The following is an 18,598-nucleotide window of genomic DNA, read 5'->3' as shown; positions in this document are numbered from 1 at the left end:
GACCGAGCCCTCCTGCGCGCTGATCAGCGCGCGCCGACCTTCGTGATCACCTCGCGGACCTCGGCGTCCGTCAGCAGGTGATTGCTCTCCTTCGCGCGAGCGAGGATCGCCTTCACGAGGCCCTCGCTCGGCGTGAAGCCGCGCTTCTTGAGCCAGAAGTTCACGTTGCTCGCGCCGCTCATCGGGCCGATGCCGATCTCCTGCTCGCGCCCGAACATCCACGCGGGCACGCCCGAGTACACGCGATCCGCGAGATCCTGATCGCCCTTCTCGAGCGCCTTGATGATCGCGGCTGCGTGCACGCCGGTGCCGGTGCGGAACGCGTCCTCGCCGACGACCGGATAGTTGATCGGGATCGGGAAGTGGAGCGCCTTGCTGACCTTGTCGCAGAGCTCGCCGAGCTTCGTCACGTCGCGGTCGCCGAGCTCGCCGATCAGCTTGAGGTTCACGAGGATCTGATCGAGCGACGCGTTGCCCACGCGCTCACCGACGCCGAGGATCGCGCCGTGGACGCGATCGGCGCCGTACTCGAGCGCGTAGATCGAGTTCGTCACGCCGAGCCCGCGATCGTTGTGGCCGTGCCAGTCGATCCCGACCTGCGGCGCGCCCCACGCGCTGAGCAGGCTGCGCGTGAACTGCACGAGGTTGCGCACGCCGTCGGGCGTGACGTGACCGACGGTGTCGCAGAGCGTGAGGCGCGTCGCGCCCGACTCGATCGCGGCGTGGAAGAGCGTGTGGAGCACCTCGGGCTTCGAGCGCGTGGTGTCCTCGGTGACGTAGTTGACCGGGAGGCCTTCCTTCACCGCGAACGAGATCGCCTCGACGCTGCGCTTGCGGATGAGCTCGACCGACCAGTCCTCGGCGAGCGCGCGGATGGGCGAGCTGCCGATGAACGTCATCACCTCGATCGCGATGCCCGCGCGCTGCGCGACCTTCGCCATCGGCTCGATGTCCGCGAGGTGCGTGCGGCCGGCGCACGTCGGGCGGATCGCGAGCTTGCAGTCGGCGATCTCGCGGCAGAGGCGCAGCACGTCCTCGAACGCGCGCGGCCCCGCGCCCGGCAGACCGACGTCGACGGTGTCGACACCGACCTGATCGAGCAGGTGGAGGATCTCGAGCTTCTCGTCGATCGTGGGATCGACGACGGACGGATTCTGCAATCCGTCGCGCAGCGTCTCGTCGTGGAGCTCGAAGCGCTTCTTCAGCACGACGGGCTGACGTCGCTCGGCGAAGTTCCAGTCGTAGATGAGCTGCGTGTCCACGGCTCCACCTCCCTCATCAGTCTGCCACGAGAAGCCAGGAGATCTCCGCCGCGCTGAGCGGATGAAGCCTGGGAATTGCCGCCAAGGAGAGCAGGAGGGGCAGGAGGGAGGGAGAGAGACTCGCTCGCCGTTCGCGTCGTGTGACACGAAAGCTCTCTCCTGCTTTCCTGCTCTCCTCAGAGGATCTCTCCTCCCTGCCTCCTCGGCGGGCGGGCGCGGATCACGCGCGCTCGAGCACCACGGCGATGCCCTGGCCGCCGCCGATGCACGCCGAGCCCACGCCGTACTTCTTGTTCTGACGGCGCAGCGTGTAGATCAGGTTCGCGGTGATGCGCGCGCCGCTCGCGCCGAGCGGATGGCCGAGCGCGATCGCGCCGCCGTTCACGTTCGACTTCTCCTCGGGGAGGCCGAGCTCCTTCTGCACCGCGAGGAACTGCGGCGCGAACGCCTCGTTCACGTCGAAGAGATCGATCTGGTCGAGCGTGAGGCCCGCGCGGTCGAGCGCGTTCCGGATCGCCGGCGCCGGGCCGATGCCCATGATCGTCGGGTCCACGCCCGCGACGCCCCACTGCACGAGCTTCGCGAGCGGCGTGAGGCCGCGCGACTTCGCCCACTCCGCGTCGACCACGAGCAGCGCCGCGGCGCCGTCGCAGATGCCGCTCGCGTTGCCCGCGGTGACGACGCCGTCCTTCTTGAAGACCGGCGGCAGCTTCGCGAGGATCTCCATCGTCGTCTGCGGGCGCGCGTGCTCGTCGCGATCGACCTTCACCGTGCCCTTGCGCGACGGGAGCTCGACCGGCGCGATCTCGTCCGCGAACGCGCCCGACTCCTGCGCCGCGGCCCACTTCTGCTGCGAGCGCAGGCCGAACGCGTCCGCCTGCTCGCGCGTGATGCCGTACTTCACCGCGAGGTTCTCCGCGGTGACCGCCATCGGCGTGTTGCAGTACGAGTCGGTCAGCGCGGCCCACAGCGTGTCGACCACGGCCGGCGGCTTGCCGAACTTCACGCCACCGTCGCGCAGGCCCCACATCGCGTGCGGCGCCTGGCTCATGTTCTCGCTGCCCGCCGCGAGCACGCACTTCGCGTCGCCGAGGAGGATCTGCTCCGCCGCGCTGACGACGGCCTGGAACCCCGAGCCGCAGAGGCGGTTCACGGTGAGCGCCGGCACCTCGATCGGCACGCCGCTCTTCAGGCCCACGTGGCGCGCGCCGTAGATCGCGTCGGGGCTCGTCTGCTGCACGTTGCCGAGGATCACCTGGTCGACGTCGGTCGCCTGGATGCCCGCCTGCGCGATCGCGGCCTTGCTCGCGTGCACCGCGAGGTCGATCGCCGACACGTCCTTCAGCGCGCCGCTGAGCGTCCCGAACGGAGTGCGCTTCGCCGCGACGATCCAGATTTCCTTGCTGAGCTTCTTCATCACGAGTCTCTCCTCAGACGATCTCTGCGAACGCGTTGGTGAACACCGGCTCCTCGGGGTGCTCCTTCGTGCCCGCGACGACGAGCACGCGACCGTCCTCGCGCCATCCGCGCGTGATGATCGTGTCGCCGGGCCAGACCGGCTTGCTGAAGCGACCGCTGAACGCGCGCAGGCGCGACGGATCGTTTCCGCACTCGTTCGCGAGGATCGCGCGACCGATGAAGCCGTACGTGCAGAGGCCGTGGAGGATCGGCTTGCCCTCGGTGACCTTCGCGGCCTTCTCCGCGGCCTTCGGATCCGCGTGCAGCGGGTTGTGATCACCGCTCAGGCGATAGAGCAGCGCCTGCTCCGGCGAGGTCTTCTCCTCGACGACCCAGTCGGGCTCGCGCTCCGGCGCGCGGATGCGGACGCTCTTCGGCGGCGGCTCACCGCCATACCCGCCGTCGAGCAGGTACATGATCGTCCACTCGGTCTCGCACACGAGCGCGCCGGTCTCGTCGGTCGTCTTCGTCGCGAAGATCACCTGCGCCATGCGCTTGAGGTCGCCGACGTTCGCGACGCGACCGACCGTGGTGAGCGTTCCGGCTGCCGGGAAGGGCTTGTGTAGACGAATCGTCTGTCCGCCGTGCACCACGCCCGAGAAATCACCACCGACGACGTCGAAGAGCGCCTTGCACGCCTCGAACGTCGGGATCACCGCGTACGTCGGGAAGACGCGCATCGCGGGCTCGCTGTGCTCGTAGAGGAACCCGAGGTCCGTCTGCGTCGCACCGATGCCGAGCGCGTAGAGCGCGGCGTCCTGCCAGCGGTACGTGAACTGGAGCGCTTCGCTCTCGGCCCCGATCGCAGCGGGATTCAAAGGCTTGGGCATCGCGCTGGCTTAGCGTCGTGCGCGCGAAGCGGTCAACACGGAGGGTGAGCGTTTGACCTCGCACGTGAGCCCGCGCACGCTCCTGCGCGTGAGCCTCCGGACGACGTTCTTCGCCCGCACGCTCCGCTCCATCGCGGTGCTCGCCGCGTTGGTGATGCTCGCCGCGACGACCTCGGGGTGTCCGCGACGCCGCAACCCGTGGCTCTTCGATGCGGGACCGGAGGGCGACGGCGGCGGCGACGACAGTGATCGCGACGGGCTCTGCGACGAGCACGAGCGCTCGCGCGGGCTGCGCATCGACGACCCCGACACCGACGCCGACGGTTACTCCGACCTCACCGAGGTCTCGCTCGGGCACAACCCGCTCTCGCGCACGTCGCCCAACGCCGATCGCGTGATCTTCCTGCGCGAGACCGCGACGGGCACCGCGCGCGCGACGGTCTCGATCGCGGTCGAGGGCTCGGGCGAGACGTTCAGCGGATCGTTCACGCCCGCCGCGCAGGTGGTGCCCGACGACGTCGACGCCGACGCGTACTTCGCGGGCGCGGGCCCGGTCGGCGCGGAGCCGATGGCGAACGTGTTCGAGCTCGACGAGGCCACGCAGTCGTTCATCGGCGTGCGCGGTCGGACGCTCCTGATCTACGAAGTGCGCTTCCAGTTCTCGGGCGAGGCGCGCGAGTGCATGCGGGCCTATCCGTTCCAGTACACCGTGAAGCGCGACGACGGAGTGGTGGTCGCGACCGAGCGCCTCACGCTCGTCGTGGTGCCGGGCAGCGGACGGCTCGAAGACGAAGTCTGGTGCCCCGTCTCGCCCTGCCTCTGAACCGACCTCAGCGTTCGATCGTCGACGAACGCGAGGTGAGCGATGGAGTGGCTCTGCGTGGTCGTGCCCGCTGTGGTGGCCGGCGTGGCCGGCGTCTGCCTGCTGCTCGAGGCGCCTGATCGCTGGGGCGTGTCGCGCGCGCCGGTCGCAGCGGGGGAGGGTGCGTATCGCGCGGGGCGCGTGACGCGCGAGACCGCGCGTCGCGTGCCGCTCTCGGTCGTGACCGCCGCGCTGCTCACGTCGATGTGGGGCGCGATCACGCTCGTCGTGCTCGTGCCCGCGGGCGCGGTGCTGGCGGCGATGCTGGTCGGATCGCACGAGCCGCGCGTGGTGATCGGCGCGCTCGTCGTCGGCGCCTCCTTGGTCTCGGGCACCGCGCTGGCGTTCACGCTCTTCCGCGCGGGCCACGCGCTCGCGCACCGTGCTGCGGGCGCGCCGAGCGTCGCGCGCGCGACCGCGCTTCACGCCGTGTGTCACCACGCGCTGATCTGGGTGCTCTTCCCGCTGCCGCTCCTGCTCGATCCGTATCGCGACGCGGGCCCCGCGTACGTCGCGCTCGCGGTGCCGTGCGGCATCGGCCTCGTCGTCGCGCTCGTGGTGCTCGTCGCGGGACGCCGCGTCGCGGCGCTCGACGCCGAAGATCAGGCGAGGATCTCGACCTCGTCGCCGATCGAGATCTCGACCGACTCGTGATCGTCGAGCTCGGGGATCAGGTTCACCCCGAAGAGCACCTTGCCGTCCGTGGTGCGACGGAACTTCGCGAGCGTGCGCAGCGGCTCCTTGCCGGCGATCGCGGTGCTCGGATCGATCGTCGTGATCACGCACCGATCGCATGGCTTCGGCGCGCGGAACACGATGCGACCGATGCGCAGGCGCGACCAGCCGTCCTCGGCCCACGCCGGCGCGCCCTCGATCACCACGTTCGGTCGGAAGCGACGCATCTCCAGCGACGTGCCCGCGCGCGCCTCGAGATCCGCGAGCGACTCGCGCGTCGCGAGCAGCAGCGGATAGCCGTCGGCGAACGACACGACGTCGCCCTGCTGCGCGTACTTCTCGTTGATGCCCCGGCGCACGTCGTCGGGCATGTACACGACGCGCACGGTGCGCCCGAGGTGCTCGGAGAGCCACGCGCTCGCGTCGGCATGCGCGATCGCGTCGACCGTGCTGCGCCACACCGTGACCGACACGCGCGCGCCGGCATCGAGGCGCGACGGGATCTCGATCGCGCTCGCGCCGGGCGCGCCGAGCCGCAGTCGATCGTCCTCGAGCGTCACGTCGATCAGCGCGAGCCGCGCGTCCTCGCGCTGCGTGACGAAGCGACCGTCGGCGTCGACGATCATCCACCGTCGATCGTCCGTGATGCCGCGGCGCTCGACGTGCGCGCGCTCGACGTCGCTGCCGCGGCACGACTTGATGGGGAAGCGGCTGATCCCGGAGAGCTTCACGTCTGGCCCGAGCCGCTGCCCGCCGGATGGTTGAACGGCGACGGGTAGAGGCCGAAGCGCAGTGTGGACTTCACCGGCATCCCGAGCACCTGCTCGTGATAGAGGTAGAAGTCGTCGAGCCGCAGGCTCAGCGTCTGCGCGAGCTTCCAGAGAAACTTCCCGGCGAGCACCGGGTCCTGCTGGAGCAGCCCGTAGAACTGCTGGCGATCGAGCGCGAGCAGGCGCGTCTCCGCGGTCGTGCGCACCGTCGCGGAGCGCGGGCGCTGGCTGAGCAGCGCCATCTCGCCGAAGTGACTGCCCGGGCCGAGCTCGGCGAGCCGCACGTTGCTGCGCACGACCTCGACCGCGCCGTCGATCAGCAGGAAGAGCGTCTCGCTCGCCTCGCCCTCGCCGATCACGACCTCGCCCGCGCCGAGCTCGACGCAGCGGCACGCGTTCGAGACGCGCACGAGCTCCGGCATCGTGAGCTCCACGAAGAGATCGACGTGCTGCAGCGTCTCGAACGTCTGGTTGACGATCGTGGTGCGCTGCGCGTCCTCTTCGCGGCTCGCTGCGTGCGCGCTCGCGCGGAGCACCACCGCGGTGATGTTGTCGCTGCCGCCGCGCTGGTTCGCGAGATCGACCAGGCGACGCGAGACCGCGTCGAGATCGGCGGTCGAGAGCAGCGTCGGGAGCTCCTGGCCCTCGCCGAGATACCCGTGCAGGCCGTCGCTGCAGAGCAGCAGCGTGTCGTCGACGATCATGTCGAACACGAGCGTGTCGACGATCACGCGCTCGAGCGGACCGACCGCGCGCGTGACGATGTTGTGGTGCTCGCTCTGCTTCGCCTGCTCGGGCGTGAGCATCCCGCAGCGCAGCGCTTCCTGGATGAAGGTGTGATCCTCGCTGAGCTGGTAGAGGCGCGCCTGGCGCACGAGGTAGAGCCTCGAGTCGCCGACGTGCGCCATCACGCCCTTGCCGCCGCGGACGAGCAGCGCGACGCAGGTCGTGCCCATGCCCTTCTTGCCGCGGTCGTTCTTGCCCATCTCGTAGATGGTCCGCGACGCGGTCTCGACCGCTTCGCGCATGAGCACCGCGGCGCTCTCGATCGGCTGCTCGCCGCGATCGATCGCGCGCAGCACGTCCTGGCGATCGCGGACGTAGGCCTGCACGGTGGACGCCGCGGTGCGCGAGGCGATCTCGCCCGCTGCGTGGCCTCCCATCCCGTCGCAGACGATGTAGAGGCCCAGCGCGGGGTCGACGAGACAGAAGTCTTCGTTGAGGGTGCGCTCGCGGCCGACGTCGGTGGCGGAGGCGACGTGGATCTGCATGGTCGGACGAACGAGTCTGCCCGAACGGCCCGTCTCTCGGGAAGCGCACGCAGTTGTTGCGGCGTTTCGGTGAGAGTGGAACGATGCCGTGTCGTGAGCGGAAGCCGCCGCCCCCCGCCCGCCAATGACCCCGCCGATCCGCTGCGACGCGCGGTGCGTGAGGCGATCTCCGCGTACGCGCCCGACGAGGTCGCGGAGCGCGCGCTCCAGGTCGCGCTCGAGCGCGCCTCGCTCACCGGCGTACCGCGATCGCCGCGCGCGCTGCGGCGCTTCGTCGAGCTCTGGCTCCGCGCCGAGATCGTCGCCCGCCTCGGCGAAGAAGCCGCGGACGGAGTGAGCGATCGGCTCGCGCGCGTGATCGCGGCGATCGACTGGCGCGACGGTGGCGCGCCCACCGCGAACGGCGCGACGTGGTCGCCCGACGAGGGAGGCGCCAAGCGCCCGCGCGTGATCGTGATCTCGAGCGACGTGCGGCTCGCGGCGGGCATCCGGCTCGAGCTCGAGGGGCGCGCGGTCGTGGTGGGACACCCCGAGCTCGGCGAGGCGATCCGCGTCGGGGCGCTCGGGTCCGCGCCGTGCGCGCTGGTGCTCGACGGGCGCAGCGCCGACGCGATCGCGAAGGACGCGCTGCGCGCCGAGGGCGCCTCGATCGTGGCGGTGCTCGCATGGGGCACGAAGGAGGATCTCGCGCAGCGCGCGCGCGACGTGCTCGGGCGCGACGTGCCCGTCGTGCGCTGCGGCGAAGAGGTCACGGTCGAGGAGCTCGCGCTCCTGCTCGGCGCGCGGCTCGGTCTTCGCGGGTAGGCCGGAGCGGGTCGGCACGCCGCATGGCATGCTGAGCGCAGCGATGTTCGACACCGGCTACGTGACGGTCGCGCGCTGGAAGGGAACGCCGATCCGCGTGCACTGGAGCACGCCGCTCGGGATGCTGCTCTTCGGGCGCTTCGCGTTCGTGCCCGGGTTCTGGCTCGGGTACCTGCTGATCGTCGGGCTGCACGAGATGGGGCACGCGTTCCTCATGCGGCGCGTCGGGCTCCACGCGCGCTCGATCGAGATCCACGCGCTCGGCGGACAAGCGCGCTACGGCGGCGGCTCGGTCTCGCAGTGGCAGCGCTCGGTCGTCGCGTGGGGCGGCGTCCTCGCGCAGGCCGTGCTGCTCGTCGCCGCGCTCGTGGTCGCGGCATTCGTGCCGATCACGAGCCCGTTCGTCGCGCAGCTGCTCTCCGCGCTGACCTGGACGAACGTGTGGATCATGGCGCTCAACCTGATGCCGCTCCCGCCGCTCGACGGAGCGGACGCGTGGAAGCTGCCTCGCCTGTGGCGCGAGCGTCGGGGCCGCCGCGCGGCGCGCGTCGCGCGCGAGCGGATCGAGGTGCGCGTGCCGACGCGAGGTGCCGAGCGCGAGCTCGAGCTCGGCGAGGTCGACGAGGAGAAGGTGCGCGAGACCGTGCGCCGCGCGCTCGCCGACGCCGCGCGCGACTCGTCGCCCGGCAAGCGCAAGCGCGACGTGCAGTGAAACGCTGCGCGATCGGGTAGTCTCCGCCGTCTATGCAGCTCCAGGATCTGACGGCGGAAGAGAAGCTCGCGCTCGGCGGGCTCGTGAGGCTGATCGTGCGCGCGGACGGGTCGTTCTCGGACCTCGAGGAGGCGCGCATCGATCGCATCGGCGACGAGCTCGGCGGGCGCGACGCGTTCTGGAAAGTCATCTCGGACTCGGCGCAGGCGTTCCCCGACGAGCAGGGGATCCGCACCGCGACGCTCAAGGTCACGCGGCCCGAGGCGCGCGAGCTGATCCTCGGCGTGCTCGCGGGCATCGCCGCGGCGGACACGATCTCGCCTTCCGAGATGGGCCTCATCGACGCGGTGCGCGCCGCGTGGAGCGCGGGCGCGTGAGCGTGCCGGGGGGGACGCCGCCGCCGGGCGGAGGGGGCGGCTGGGGCCGCCGCAGGGCGGTGGCGCGCCGGTGCCGGGCTATGGCGCGCCTCCGCCGTCGTACTCGCAGCCGGGGCCGCCGCCGGGCCAGGGCTGGGCGCCGCAGCCGCCGCAGGTCACGCCGCCGGGCGGGCCCAACGAGCCGAACGGCACGTGGATCGGCGTGATCCTCTCGGTGCTCTTCCTGCTCGGCTCGTTCCTCGCGTGCGCGGTCACCGGCATCGTCGCCGCGAACGAGAGCGAGCGCTTCGCGATGGAGGTCTCCTACGTGACGGTGCCGACGATCGTCGCGGGGCTCTTCCCCTGGATCGTCGCGCTGCTGCTGCGGAAGAAGGGCACCGGCGTCGCGGTCGGCGCGCCGATCGGGTGCGGATGCCTGACCTGGGTCGTCTCGCTGGTCGGCATCATCGTCTTCTTCGAGGTGATCTGGCCCTCGCTCTGACGGCGCTCAGCGGTCGTGGGTCATCTCGCGGAAGCGCATGCCCGCGTAGCGCGCCGCGAAGAGCCACACCGCGACCAGCGCGACCACCGCGATGCTCAGCCAGCGGATCGTCGAGAAGTCGGTGAAGACCGTCGTCACGAGCAGGCTCACGCCGACCGCGATCGACTTCGCGAAGCGCTGCACGAACATGTCGAGGAACGCCTTCGCCTTGTACTTCTCGTCGCGGCTCGTGGGCGTGTAGAGCGCTTCCTTCGCCGACTGGTTGATCGAGTAGCTGAACGCGTTGTCGGCGGTGTTGAGCAAGCTGCCGGTCCAGAGGATCGGCACGATCAGGTAGCCCATCGAGGCGCCGAGGATCACCAGCGGCGTCGTCATCAGCGAGACGACGAGCGGGAAGCGGCTCATCACGAACGTCGTCACGAAGATCTGCACGAAGAGCGCGGCGACGTTGGTGATCGTGAACACGAGCGCGAACTGCTCGCCGATCGCCTCGTCGTCGAGGAAGTGCGCGACCGTCGACGTGAACTGGAAGTCGAGCAGCGTCGACACGATCTCGTAGAGGCCCACGATCGCCGCGATCGCGAGCAGATACGGCGAGCGCGCGACGAGCCGCGCGCCCGCGATCACCGGGTTGCCCGCCTCCGGCTCGCGCGCCTCGGGCTCGCGCGCCGGCTCGGGCTCACGACGCGCGACGACGCGCCCCGCGAGCCCCGCCAGCAGCGCCGCCGTCACCGTGGTGCCCACGCAGATCCAGATCCACGTCGCGTGGTCGATCGAGTCGATCCACGCCGAGAGCACCGAGCTGCCGAACGCGCCGCCGGCGACGCCCCCGAGCACGATCGGCGGGTAGAGGCGCTTCGCGTCGTCGGGGCTGACGCTGTCGTTCAGGAACGCGAAGAACGTCGCGACCATCAGCGTCGTGTAGAGGTCGCCCAGCAGGTAGAACGACCACACGACGAAGTGCCCGGGGTCGCCGATCACCAGCGCGAACACCGCGAGCGCGACCACGAAGAAGCCCGCGAAGACGAACGTGAGCTTCTCGCGCCGCAGCGTGCGCGAGAGCGCCGAGAACACGACCACCGCGAGCGCGGCGACCACCATGTTCGCGACCTTCGCGAGCAGCTCGGCCTGCGCCGCCTCGAGGTGCCAGCCGCCGAGGTCGAGGCCGTGCTCGTCGTAGAACGCGACGAAGATCCCCTTCTTGATCGGCTTGAGGACCCAGAACGTCGCGATCACCAGGAAGAACTGGGCGAACATCGGGATCGCCAGCGGCCACTCGCCGGGGCGCACGTCCAGGAGGGAGCGCAGCGGCGATTTCTTCTCGGTATTCGTTGGCACTGGGGTCGCGCAGCTTGCCTCGATGATGGGCACCACGCCCGTCGTTGCGAGCCTGCACGTTCGGGCAGCAACCCTGGCGCATTCGCGATCCGTGTCTCAGGGTTTCCGCCGCGCTCCGTCCGTCCACGTCCTGCCCAGCGAGCTGTCGAGCTTGGCGAAGACTCCGCTCCTCCGTATCTCCGCGCTCGTGATCGCGCTCCTGGCGAGCGTCCCGATCGCGTCCGCGCAGGAGCCCGACCCCGCGCGCCCCGCGTCGTCGGGCGTGACGTCGCCGGTGCCGCCGACGATCGTCGAGCCGGTGCGCGACTTCGCGCTCACGCTCGCGCCAGCGCGGGTGAGCGACGGGCGCTGGCGCGGGGGCATCCTCTTCGACGAGGCGTTCCGCTCGGCGATCCGCCTCAGCGCGGTCGAGGACCAGGAGATCGCGCGCCACGTGAGCGACGTGCTGCTGCTCACGGTGCCGCTCGTCGCGCTCGTCGACGGGCTCGCGACGCCGCTCGCCCAGGGCAACGGCGAGCTCGCGTGGCGTGCGTCGTTCGCGCACCTGCTCGCGCTCGGCGTGACGCTCGGCGCGGGCGAGATCGTGAAGCGCGTCGCCGGCCGCGCGCGTCCGTTCGAGCGCGACTGCGCCGACGATCCGAGTCGCCACGGCTGCGACGACTCCGACATCTTCTCGTCGTTCTACAGCCTGCACAGCGGCGTCACGTTCACGTCGGCCGGCTTCATGTGCTCGATGCACGCGGTGCGCGGCATGTACGGGAACGTCGCGGCCGACGCGACGGCGTGCGGCGTGTCGCTCGCGATGGCCGCGACCACCGGTCTGCTGCGCGTGGTGTCGGACCGCCACTACCTCTCCGACGTGCTGGTGGGCGCGACGCTCGGCTTCCTCGTCGGCTTCTTCCTGCCGCTCGCGATCGTGCCCGAGATCGATCACGCACAAGCGACGCCGGTCACGCCGCAAGCGCTCGAAGGCCCGCCGCCGGTGATGATCGGGCCGACGTTCAGCGGGACGTTCTGACCGGAGGCGCTTCGGCGCGCGGCGCGGGGAGGAGGGTCCGGCGGGGCGGTACTCGCGGCTGCCGGACGCACGCGGCGCGAGCGTCGGGAGGCGGAGGGTCGTTCGCGGCGCGCGCGTCGCGCTCTGCCGCGAAGCGACCACGTCAGCCTCGCCGAGGTGTCTGCGAGCCCCGCTGCGTGGCCCCGCCGGACCCTCCTCCCCACGCCCGGTACCGCGTGTCTGCCGCCTCGCGTGGTGAGGTGGCGATGGCTCGCGACCGGTCCGCGCTCCGCCGCGGCCCGGGCGCTCGCGCGTAGCACCGCGCTGCGCGCGTGTGCGCGCTGTCGCGCGAGATTTCGAGCGCGTCGACGCGGGTCGCGTCGGCGCTGCGCGGCGTCGAGGCGCGCGTGTGCGCGCTGTCGCGCGAGATTTCGAGCGCGTCGACGAGCTCGACGCGGATCGCGTCGGCGCTGCGCGGCGTCGAGGCGCGCGTGCACGAGCTCGACGCGGGCCTCGCCGGCGCTCCACGTCGTCGAGGAGGGGAGCGATCCCGGTCGCGTGGGTGTGAATTGCCGTCGCGCGGCGATCGATCGGCGCCTCGGCGGGCTCGATCGGCGCCTCGGGAGGGTTCGATCACCGCCTGCGGAGGGTTCGATCGCCGCATCGGGAGGGCTCGACCGCCGCCGGTTGGCGTCGAGATCCCCGAGGCGTGGCGATGGATGGCCAGGAGCTGGCCTTCCGACCCCCGGAAGTTGGCCTTCCCACCCCCCTCCCGTCGGAGCTTGGCGAGACGCGTCGAAAGTGCCGCGAATTCGAGCGATCTCTCGCCAGATCGCGACCGAAATTCGATCGATCCGTGTCAGATCGCGATCGAAATTCGATCGATCCGCGTCCGATCGCGATCGAAGCTCGATCGACCCGCGTCCGGTCGCGATCGAAGCTCGATCGACCCGCGTCCGATCGCGATCGAACGCGCTCGAGCTGCGTCGACTCGTGTCCGAAGCCGATCGATCCGAGCTCGCGGCGCGCGACGTTCGCCGAAGCAGACACGGAACGCACGAGACGAGCGAAGGCGAGCCCCCAACCTCCTGCTCCTCCTGCTCTCCTCAGCGGCAATTCTCCTGCTCCCCTCAGCGGAGCTCCCCTCAGCGGGCTCAGCCCCGAGGGCGCACGATCGGGAGGCTCTCCTGGGAGCGCAGCAGCTCCGCGACGATCTCCTCGCGGCTGCGCGCGCGGATCTCCGAGCGCGGGCGGGCCGCGAGCACCGGGATCAGCGAGCTGCGCACCGGCTCGGGCACCACGTTCTCGAGCAGCTCGATCGCGGTGCCGCGGATCTTCTCGTCGTGCGCCGAGAGGCCGCGCAGCGCGAGCTGCAGCGACTCGCCCTCGACCACCAGCGAGAGCAGCGTGAGCACGTACTGCAGGCTGCGGCTCGCGCGCATGCGCACCAGCTCGTCGAGCGAGATCGGCTCGTCGTCGTGGTGGTCGGGGTGGTTCGGATCGTGCGGCGCGATCGTCGCGACCGCGCTCCACGTCGCGCCGCGCTCGCCCAGCTCGCGCTCGACCGCGCCGAACACCACCGTCGTCGGCGGCGCGAGCGCGGGGTCGGTCGACGCCAGGTGCACCAGCGCGCGCGCGCACTGGAAGCGCACCTCGAGCCGCGGATCGTCGAGCCCCATGATCAGCCCCTCGGCCGCGCGGCGCGACGTGCTCACGCGCAGCACGCGCGGGATGCGGAACCGGATCTCGAACGGCGTGCGCAGATCGAGCAGCGCGTCGATCAGCGTGCCGGTGATGCTCGGCGCGACGCGCCGGAGCGCGGCGATCGCGTCGCGGCCGAGCTCCGGGTGGGCGAGCAGGTGCAGCGTGATCGGGACGAGCTCGGGCTCGAGCGGCGCGTCGAGCGCGGCGCGTGTGCGATCGATCGCGCCCGACGCGATCGCGGCGAAGCGCTGCACGATGCTCGGCTCGGTGGGCACCACCGCGGACGGCGCCTCGCCCTCGACCTGCGGCTCGGGGTGCGACTGCACGTCGGCGGTCGCGGCGGCGATCGCCGCGGCCTCGATGCTGGTCAGCGCCGGGCTCTGGCGGCGCAGCGACTCGATCTCCGCGAGCAGGCGCTCGCGATCGATCGCCATCGCGGTGTCGGAGAGCGTGCGGCGCGTCGTCGCGTCGAGCGCGCTCTGCTCGTCGAGCTCGAGCGTCCCGCTGCGCAGCGCTTCCTGCAGCGACTCGACGTAGCCGCGCGCGATCGAGGGCACCAGCAGCAGCGAGAACAGCGCCGCGCCCGCCGCGACCACGGCGGGCACGATGCCCGGCATGTCGTGCCACCCGTAGATGAGCGCGAGGATCGCGAGGCTCCCGAGCGCGTCGCCCACCCGCGTCGCGGCGACGTCGACGAGCGTCTTGGTCGGCCGCTTCGTCTGCGGCGGCAGCGGCGTGAAGAAGAGCTCGTACGCCGATCGATAGAGCGAGTTCGAGAGCACGCTCTCGGCGCCGCGCAGCGCGATCAGCGCGGCGAACGGCAGACCGAGCAGCATGCCGAGGCCACCGAACGCGACCACGAGCGGCGAGAGCGCGACCGTTCCGTAGAGCGGGAGCCGATCGAGCACGGTGCGCCCGAGCCCGGTCTGCACGAGGAACGTGACGAGGCTGGTGCCCGTGTAGAACCACGCGAAGAAGCGCACGAGCGAGGTCTCGTCGACGTACGCCGCGTCGGCCTGCGCCTTGAACGCGTAGTCGAGCAGCGCGGCCCACACCGCGGCGAGCAGCGAGAGCGCCGAGAGCGTGCGCAGGTACGGCGTGCGCCCGACGAGCTTCAGCGCGCGCGCCGTCTGTGGCTCGGAGACGGTGGCGCCCTCGACGTCGGGCAGCGCGCCCGCGAAGCGGTGGATCAGCGCGGCGGACGCGACGCTCGCGCCCGCGAGCACGAGCAGCATCGGGCGCGCGCCGAGGTTGCCCGCGATCACGTCGGCGGACACGCCGCCGAGCACGCCGCCGAACGTGCCGCCCGCCGCGACGCGCGAGACGAACGCGCGCGCGCGCCGGGGATCGTAGCGCTCGGACACGAGCGTCCAGAACCCGCTGATGAGCACCGAGCCGAGCGCCGCGACGTGCAGGTAGATCGCGACCGCGACTCCGTCGCGGAAGAGCGGCTGCGCGAGCCACTCGATCGCGAAGAACGTCGCGTTCACGCCGAGCGCGGCGGGCACGGTGCGCGAGGGGCCGCGCACCGCCATCGCGTTCGACATCGCGAGCACGGCGAGCAGCGAGAGGAGCGCGCCCGCGCCCATGACGATCGGCAGGCGGCGCGGATCGAACGAGGTGAGGAAGAGCGCGTCGCGCGTGGCCTTGCCCGCGACCTGCTGCGCGACGAGCAGCGCCGCCGCGCCGCCGGCGAGGAAGAGCTCCGCGCGCTTGGCCGAGGGCGGCAAGGATGCGCGACCGTTCGTCACGCCGGCTTCGCCCCTCGCCGCGCCATCGTCAGAAGCCTTCCTGCATGCCCGCGGTGATGCGCAGCACGGCGGGCTCGGCGCCGCGCTCGAAGGTGTCGGTGCCGAACCCGATCTGGATCGTGAACGACTGATCGGGATCGCCGACCGTGCGCAGGCCGAGCGCGAACGACATGCGCAGCTTCGCGGGATCGAACCCGTCGAGCTCTGCGCCGAATGCGTTTCCGGTGGTGACGTTCACGAAGCCGTCGACGGTGATCCAGATGGGATAACGGTACTCCAGCGTCGCCCAGGCGATGCTCTCTCCGTAGAGCCATCCGCGCCGGAAGCCGACCATGCGGCCGCGGCCCGACAGATCGGGCAGCTCGGTGAACGGGACGGGCAGGCTGCCGAGCGCGGTCGCGAACTCCGCGCCGCCCCAGAGGCCGAGCGTGCGGCCCTGGCTGATCTCCCAGTACGCACCGACCGCGCCGCCGTACGTCAGCCAGCGTCGATCCTGCGCCTCGGCGAGATCGAAGCCCTGCTCGACGTAGCCCTCGACGCGCACGCCGCTGCCCTCGATCGGCCGGCGCTGGCGCGTGTCGATCGAGCCCTCGAGGCGCTGTCGGTACGCGACGTAGCCCTCCCAGCCGGGCGGATACTCGAACCAGCCCTGCGCGACGCCGTCGCTGATCGTCTGCTCGCCGCGCTCGTCGTTGACCCAGTCGGTGTCGTAGAACTCGTAGCCGCGCACCCCGGCTTCGATGCGCAGGTGGCTCGAGCGCCACGGGCGGAACGCCACGGCGACCTCGCCCTCGATCGAGCGCGCGCCATAGCGGACGAGCTCGTCGCTCTCGCCCTCGCCGTTGATCGCGGCGAGCAGGTAGTCGGGGCGCATGGTGCCGACGACCTTCACCTGCATCATCGTGCCCTGATCGTCGAAGCGATAACGATCGAGGACCGACGCGCGCAGCCAGTCGATGCCGCCGAAGCCGAGCTGGAAGCGCAGCCCGTTGCGCGGCACGACGACGTTGTCGGTCCAGAGGTAGAGCCCGCCGCTCGGCTGGAAGCCGAAGTCGACGAAGAGCGTCGGCACGAGGCCCCACTCCGGCTCTTCTTCGGCGAAGGGCGGGAATTGGAACGCGCCCCAGCGCTCGCGCTCGCCGGTCGTGAGGATCCATCCGAGCGGGCGCCGGATGATCCACTCGAAGACGAGGTGCAGCGGATAGAAGAGGACGCGCGGGACCCAGAGGATCGCGTCCTCGAACGAGATGCCGGGATCGGGGCGGCCGTCGAAGTCGGGGACCTCGCGGCGGCCGATCGACGGAGGATCGCCCTCGCGATCGTCCTCCATGCCCTGATCGCCCGCGGAGTCGTCGGCGCGGCGCTGCTGCTCGGCGGCGCTCGCGCCGGGGCCGAGGTCCTGGCCGTCCTCGCCGTCCTGACCGGTCTGCGCGTGGGCGAGAGCGGGGGTGATCGCGGGCGAGATCGCGATCGTGATCGCGACGAGCGCGACGAGCGGTGTGCGGGTGGTCATCGGCGCGGCTCCTCGACGCCGTGGAGGCGCTCGAGCCCGACGATGCGCACTTCGTCGCCGAGATCGTAGGCGTGGAGGCGGAGCGGGCCGGTGGTCTCGCGGCCCTCGCTGCGCGCGACGATCTCCGCGATGACGTAGCCGGGGTGGTCGTGGCTCGCGCCCGCGACGCGCGGCATCTCGACGCACACGCGGCCCTCGGCGCGCGTCTCGAGCGCGACGGCGCGCGGCTCGTAGTCGTCGCCCGCGAACCCGCGCGCGAGATACACGCGGGTGTCGGGATCGCGCAGCCCCGACGTGAGCGCGAGGTCCTCCACGCACACGCGCGCGCCGTCCTGCTCGGGCACCGGCTGGGTCAGCGGCGAGAGGCGCGTGAGCCAGCGCTCGAGCACACGATCACGACGGCCGCGCACGATGCGGAACACCTCGTCGCGCACCGTGAGGCTCGACCAGCGACCGCGATCGATCAGCGCGCGCAGGTGCTCGTCGCCGATGCGCGCGACGATGCGCGTCATCCACGCCGCGTCGTGCTCGGTCATGCGCTCGTACGCGGGATTGCCGTAGCCGGGGCGCCACTGATCGGGCTCGTAGCGCTCGAGATCGTAGTAGCCGAGGATGTTGCCGGCCGCGCCGTACTGCGCGTGGTGCCACGGGCGATCGAGCAGACCGAGCGTGAGGAAGTCCTCGGTCAGGTGCTGCACGTCGAAGTAGCCCGAGTGCCCGAAGCGCCGCGCGAGCGCGTCCCACGTGAAGAGGATCCCCAGCGTGTCGCTGAAGTCGATCATGTAGTGGCGCACGTAGCCGCGATCGCCCTCGACCTCGATCCACGCCGACATCGTGTTCTCCTGGCGGGAGTCGATGTGGCTGAGCCACGACGAGAGCACGTACATGCCGCGCACCTCGCGGCGGTGCTCGTGGGGGATCACGTCGTTCGGGTCGTGCGGCCAGGTGCCCTCGTAGGTCCAGGGCGCGATCGGCTCGCCGTCGATGAACTGCGAGAGGCTGAAGCGCAGGCGTCCGTCGGGGAGCTCGACCGCCTTGTCGAGGATCTCGTCGACGGTCTGCTGCGCGAGCGGACCGCGACGTCCGTCGGTGCGCCGCACCTCGGCCCCGGGATCGAGCACGAGGTCCTCGCGCCGCACGAACACGACGCGGTTGCAGGGCGCGAAGAAGCCGGCGGACCAGTAGACGGACGCGGCGATCGCGTCGCTCGCGGAGGGCCGCTCGGCCTGGAGATCGCCGTCGGGCTTCATCAGGTACATCTGCCCGTTCGCGTCGCGCACGAAGAAGCCGGGGTTCGAGCCGTCGGGCTTGCCGCGCACGATCGTGAGCGGGCCGGGGACGTCGTCGTCGACGCCGGGGATCGCGGGGTCGACGTCGGCGCACGGGCCGTAGGCGATCTGGATCGGGGAGAGCGGCCCGCGCGAGAGGCGATTGGTGTACCAGCTCGAGTCCGGCACCTCGTCCATCGCGTTGACGTTCACCGCCTCGCGATCGAGCTCGAAGCGCCAGACGTCGGCGAGCGGGCGGAAGACGCTGTTGTCGGCGCCGTCCCAGACGTACGGCGAGTACCACTCGGGCGGCTGTGGCGTGAATGGACGACGGTCGCGATCCAGCCACATCGGCTCGGCGAGGGGGAACCGGCGGAGGCCGCCGCCGCACCCGGAGAGCAGCGCGAGCGCGAGCGCGACGACGAGCGTCATTTGTCCGCGCGCGATTTCCCGAGGAAATGCGCGTGGAACGGACCGGAGCGGCGCCATGGCGCGGGAATATCGCCGCCGATGGGGCCTGCGTCG

General features: G+C 71.4%; 16 protein-coding genes. 7 read left to right on the top strand and 9 right to left on the bottom strand.

Annotated features, from left to right (window positions below):
• Nucleotides 1-23 precede the first annotated feature (23 nt).
• From DB32_RS33060 to DB32_RS33050, 3 genes are all read right to left on the bottom strand, one after another.
• Nucleotides 24-1,262, bottom strand: a complete 1,239-nt coding sequence (locus tag DB32_RS33060) for a LeuA family protein (RefSeq protein WP_083458090.1) — start codon at nt 1,260-1,262, stop codon at nt 24-26.
• A gap of 220 nt (nt 1,263-1,482) precedes the next feature.
• Nucleotides 1,483-2,679 (bottom strand): thiolase family protein, encoded by a 1,197-nt coding sequence (locus DB32_RS33055; RefSeq protein WP_053236648.1) that lies wholly within the window; start codon nt 2,677-2,679, stop codon nt 1,483-1,485.
• A gap of 13 nt (nt 2,680-2,692) precedes the next feature.
• Entirely contained in the window at nt 2,693-3,550 is an 858-nt protein-coding gene (locus DB32_RS33050) for a MaoC/PaaZ C-terminal domain-containing protein (RefSeq protein WP_053236647.1), read from the bottom strand.
• Nucleotides 3,551-3,602: 52 nt separating this feature from the next.
• Here DB32_RS33050 and DB32_RS33045 point away from each other — a divergent pair, with 52 nt between their 5' ends.
• Nucleotides 3,603-4,373: a thrombospondin type 3 repeat-containing protein gene (locus tag DB32_RS33045; RefSeq protein WP_053236646.1), complete on the top strand. Its 771-nt coding sequence runs from the start codon at nt 3,603-3,605 to the stop codon at nt 4,371-4,373.
• 42 nt (nt 4,374-4,415) lie between these two features.
• On the top strand, nt 4,416-5,066 hold the full coding sequence (locus DB32_RS33040; RefSeq protein WP_053236645.1) for a hypothetical protein: 651 nt from the start codon (nt 4,416-4,418) through the stop codon (nt 5,064-5,066).
• Here the strand turns inward: DB32_RS33040 and DB32_RS33035 are convergent.
• Entirely contained in the window at nt 5,015-5,818 is an 804-nt protein-coding gene (locus DB32_RS33035) for an MOSC domain-containing protein (RefSeq protein WP_053236644.1), read from the bottom strand. The genes DB32_RS33040 and DB32_RS33035 overlap by 52 nt on opposite strands.
• Nucleotides 5,815-7,128, bottom strand: coding sequence for a cyclic nucleotide-binding domain-containing protein (locus tag DB32_RS47400; RefSeq protein WP_053236643.1), 1,314 nt, complete (start codon nt 7,126-7,128; stop codon nt 5,815-5,817). The genes DB32_RS33035 and DB32_RS47400 overlap by 4 nt, the downstream gene beginning before the upstream one ends.
• A 93-nt stretch (nt 7,129-7,221) precedes the next feature.
• Between DB32_RS47400 and DB32_RS47395 the strand changes: the two genes are divergently transcribed.
• The 4 genes from DB32_RS47395 to DB32_RS33010 all read left to right on the top strand — a co-directional run bounded on the left by DB32_RS47395 (nt 7,222) and on the right by DB32_RS33010 (nt 9,502).
• Complete coding sequence (locus DB32_RS47395) at nt 7,222-7,932, top strand: hypothetical protein (protein ID WP_157069673.1); 711 nt, start codon at nt 7,222-7,224, stop codon at nt 7,930-7,932.
• Between the two features lie 28 nt (nt 7,933-7,960).
• A complete protein-coding gene (locus DB32_RS33020) occupies nt 7,961-8,644 on the top strand; it encodes a zinc metalloprotease (RefSeq protein ID WP_053236641.1) in 684 nt (227 codons plus the stop codon).
• 32 nt (nt 8,645-8,676) lie between these two features.
• On the top strand, nt 8,677-9,021 hold the full coding sequence (locus DB32_RS33015) for a hypothetical protein (protein WP_053236640.1): 345 nt from the start codon (nt 8,677-8,679) through the stop codon (nt 9,019-9,021).
• 70 nt (nt 9,022-9,091) lie between these two features.
• Complete coding sequence (locus DB32_RS33010) at nt 9,092-9,502, top strand: hypothetical protein (protein WP_053236639.1); 411 nt, start codon at nt 9,092-9,094, stop codon at nt 9,500-9,502.
• 6 nt (nt 9,503-9,508) lie between these two features.
• Here DB32_RS33010 and DB32_RS33005 read toward each other — a convergent pair whose 3' ends face one another.
• Nucleotides 9,509-10,792, bottom strand: a complete 1,284-nt coding sequence (locus DB32_RS33005; RefSeq protein ID WP_053236638.1) for an NTP/NDP exchange transporter — start codon at nt 10,790-10,792, stop codon at nt 9,509-9,511.
• A 199-nt stretch (nt 10,793-10,991) separates the two neighbouring features.
• Between DB32_RS33005 and DB32_RS33000 the strand changes: the two genes are divergently transcribed.
• On the top strand, nt 10,992-11,858 hold the full coding sequence (locus DB32_RS33000; RefSeq protein WP_053236637.1) for a phosphatase PAP2 family protein: 867 nt from the start codon (nt 10,992-10,994) through the stop codon (nt 11,856-11,858).
• A gap of 1,133 nt (nt 11,859-12,991) precedes the next feature.
• Here the strand turns inward: DB32_RS33000 and DB32_RS32985 are convergent.
• Genes DB32_RS32985 through DB32_RS32975 form a run of 3 tightly spaced genes read right to left on the bottom strand, consistent with a single transcriptional unit; the run spans nt 12,992 to nt 18,505 of the window.
• A complete protein-coding gene (locus tag DB32_RS32985; protein WP_157069672.1) occupies nt 12,992-15,292 on the bottom strand; it encodes an Npt1/Npt2 family nucleotide transporter in 2,301 nt (766 codons plus the stop codon).
• 28 nt (nt 15,293-15,320) lie between these two features.
• Nucleotides 15,321-16,805, bottom strand: coding sequence for a BamA/TamA family outer membrane protein (locus DB32_RS32980; protein ID WP_053236633.1), 1,485 nt, complete (start codon nt 16,803-16,805; stop codon nt 15,321-15,323).
• Nucleotides 16,802-18,505 (bottom strand): hypothetical protein, encoded by a 1,704-nt coding sequence (locus DB32_RS32975; RefSeq protein ID WP_053236632.1) that lies wholly within the window; start codon nt 18,503-18,505, stop codon nt 16,802-16,804. The genes DB32_RS32980 and DB32_RS32975 overlap by 4 nt, the downstream gene beginning before the upstream one ends.
• Between the last annotated feature and the right edge of the window lie 93 nt (nt 18,506-18,598).

This window comes from Sandaracinus amylolyticus (assembly GCF_000737325.1).
Classification (GTDB): Bacteria; Myxococcota_A; Polyangia; order Polyangiales; family Sandaracinaceae; genus Sandaracinus; species Sandaracinus amylolyticus.
Note: the sequence above shows the minus strand (reverse complement) of the source record. Positions and strands in the feature narration are given on the sequence as shown.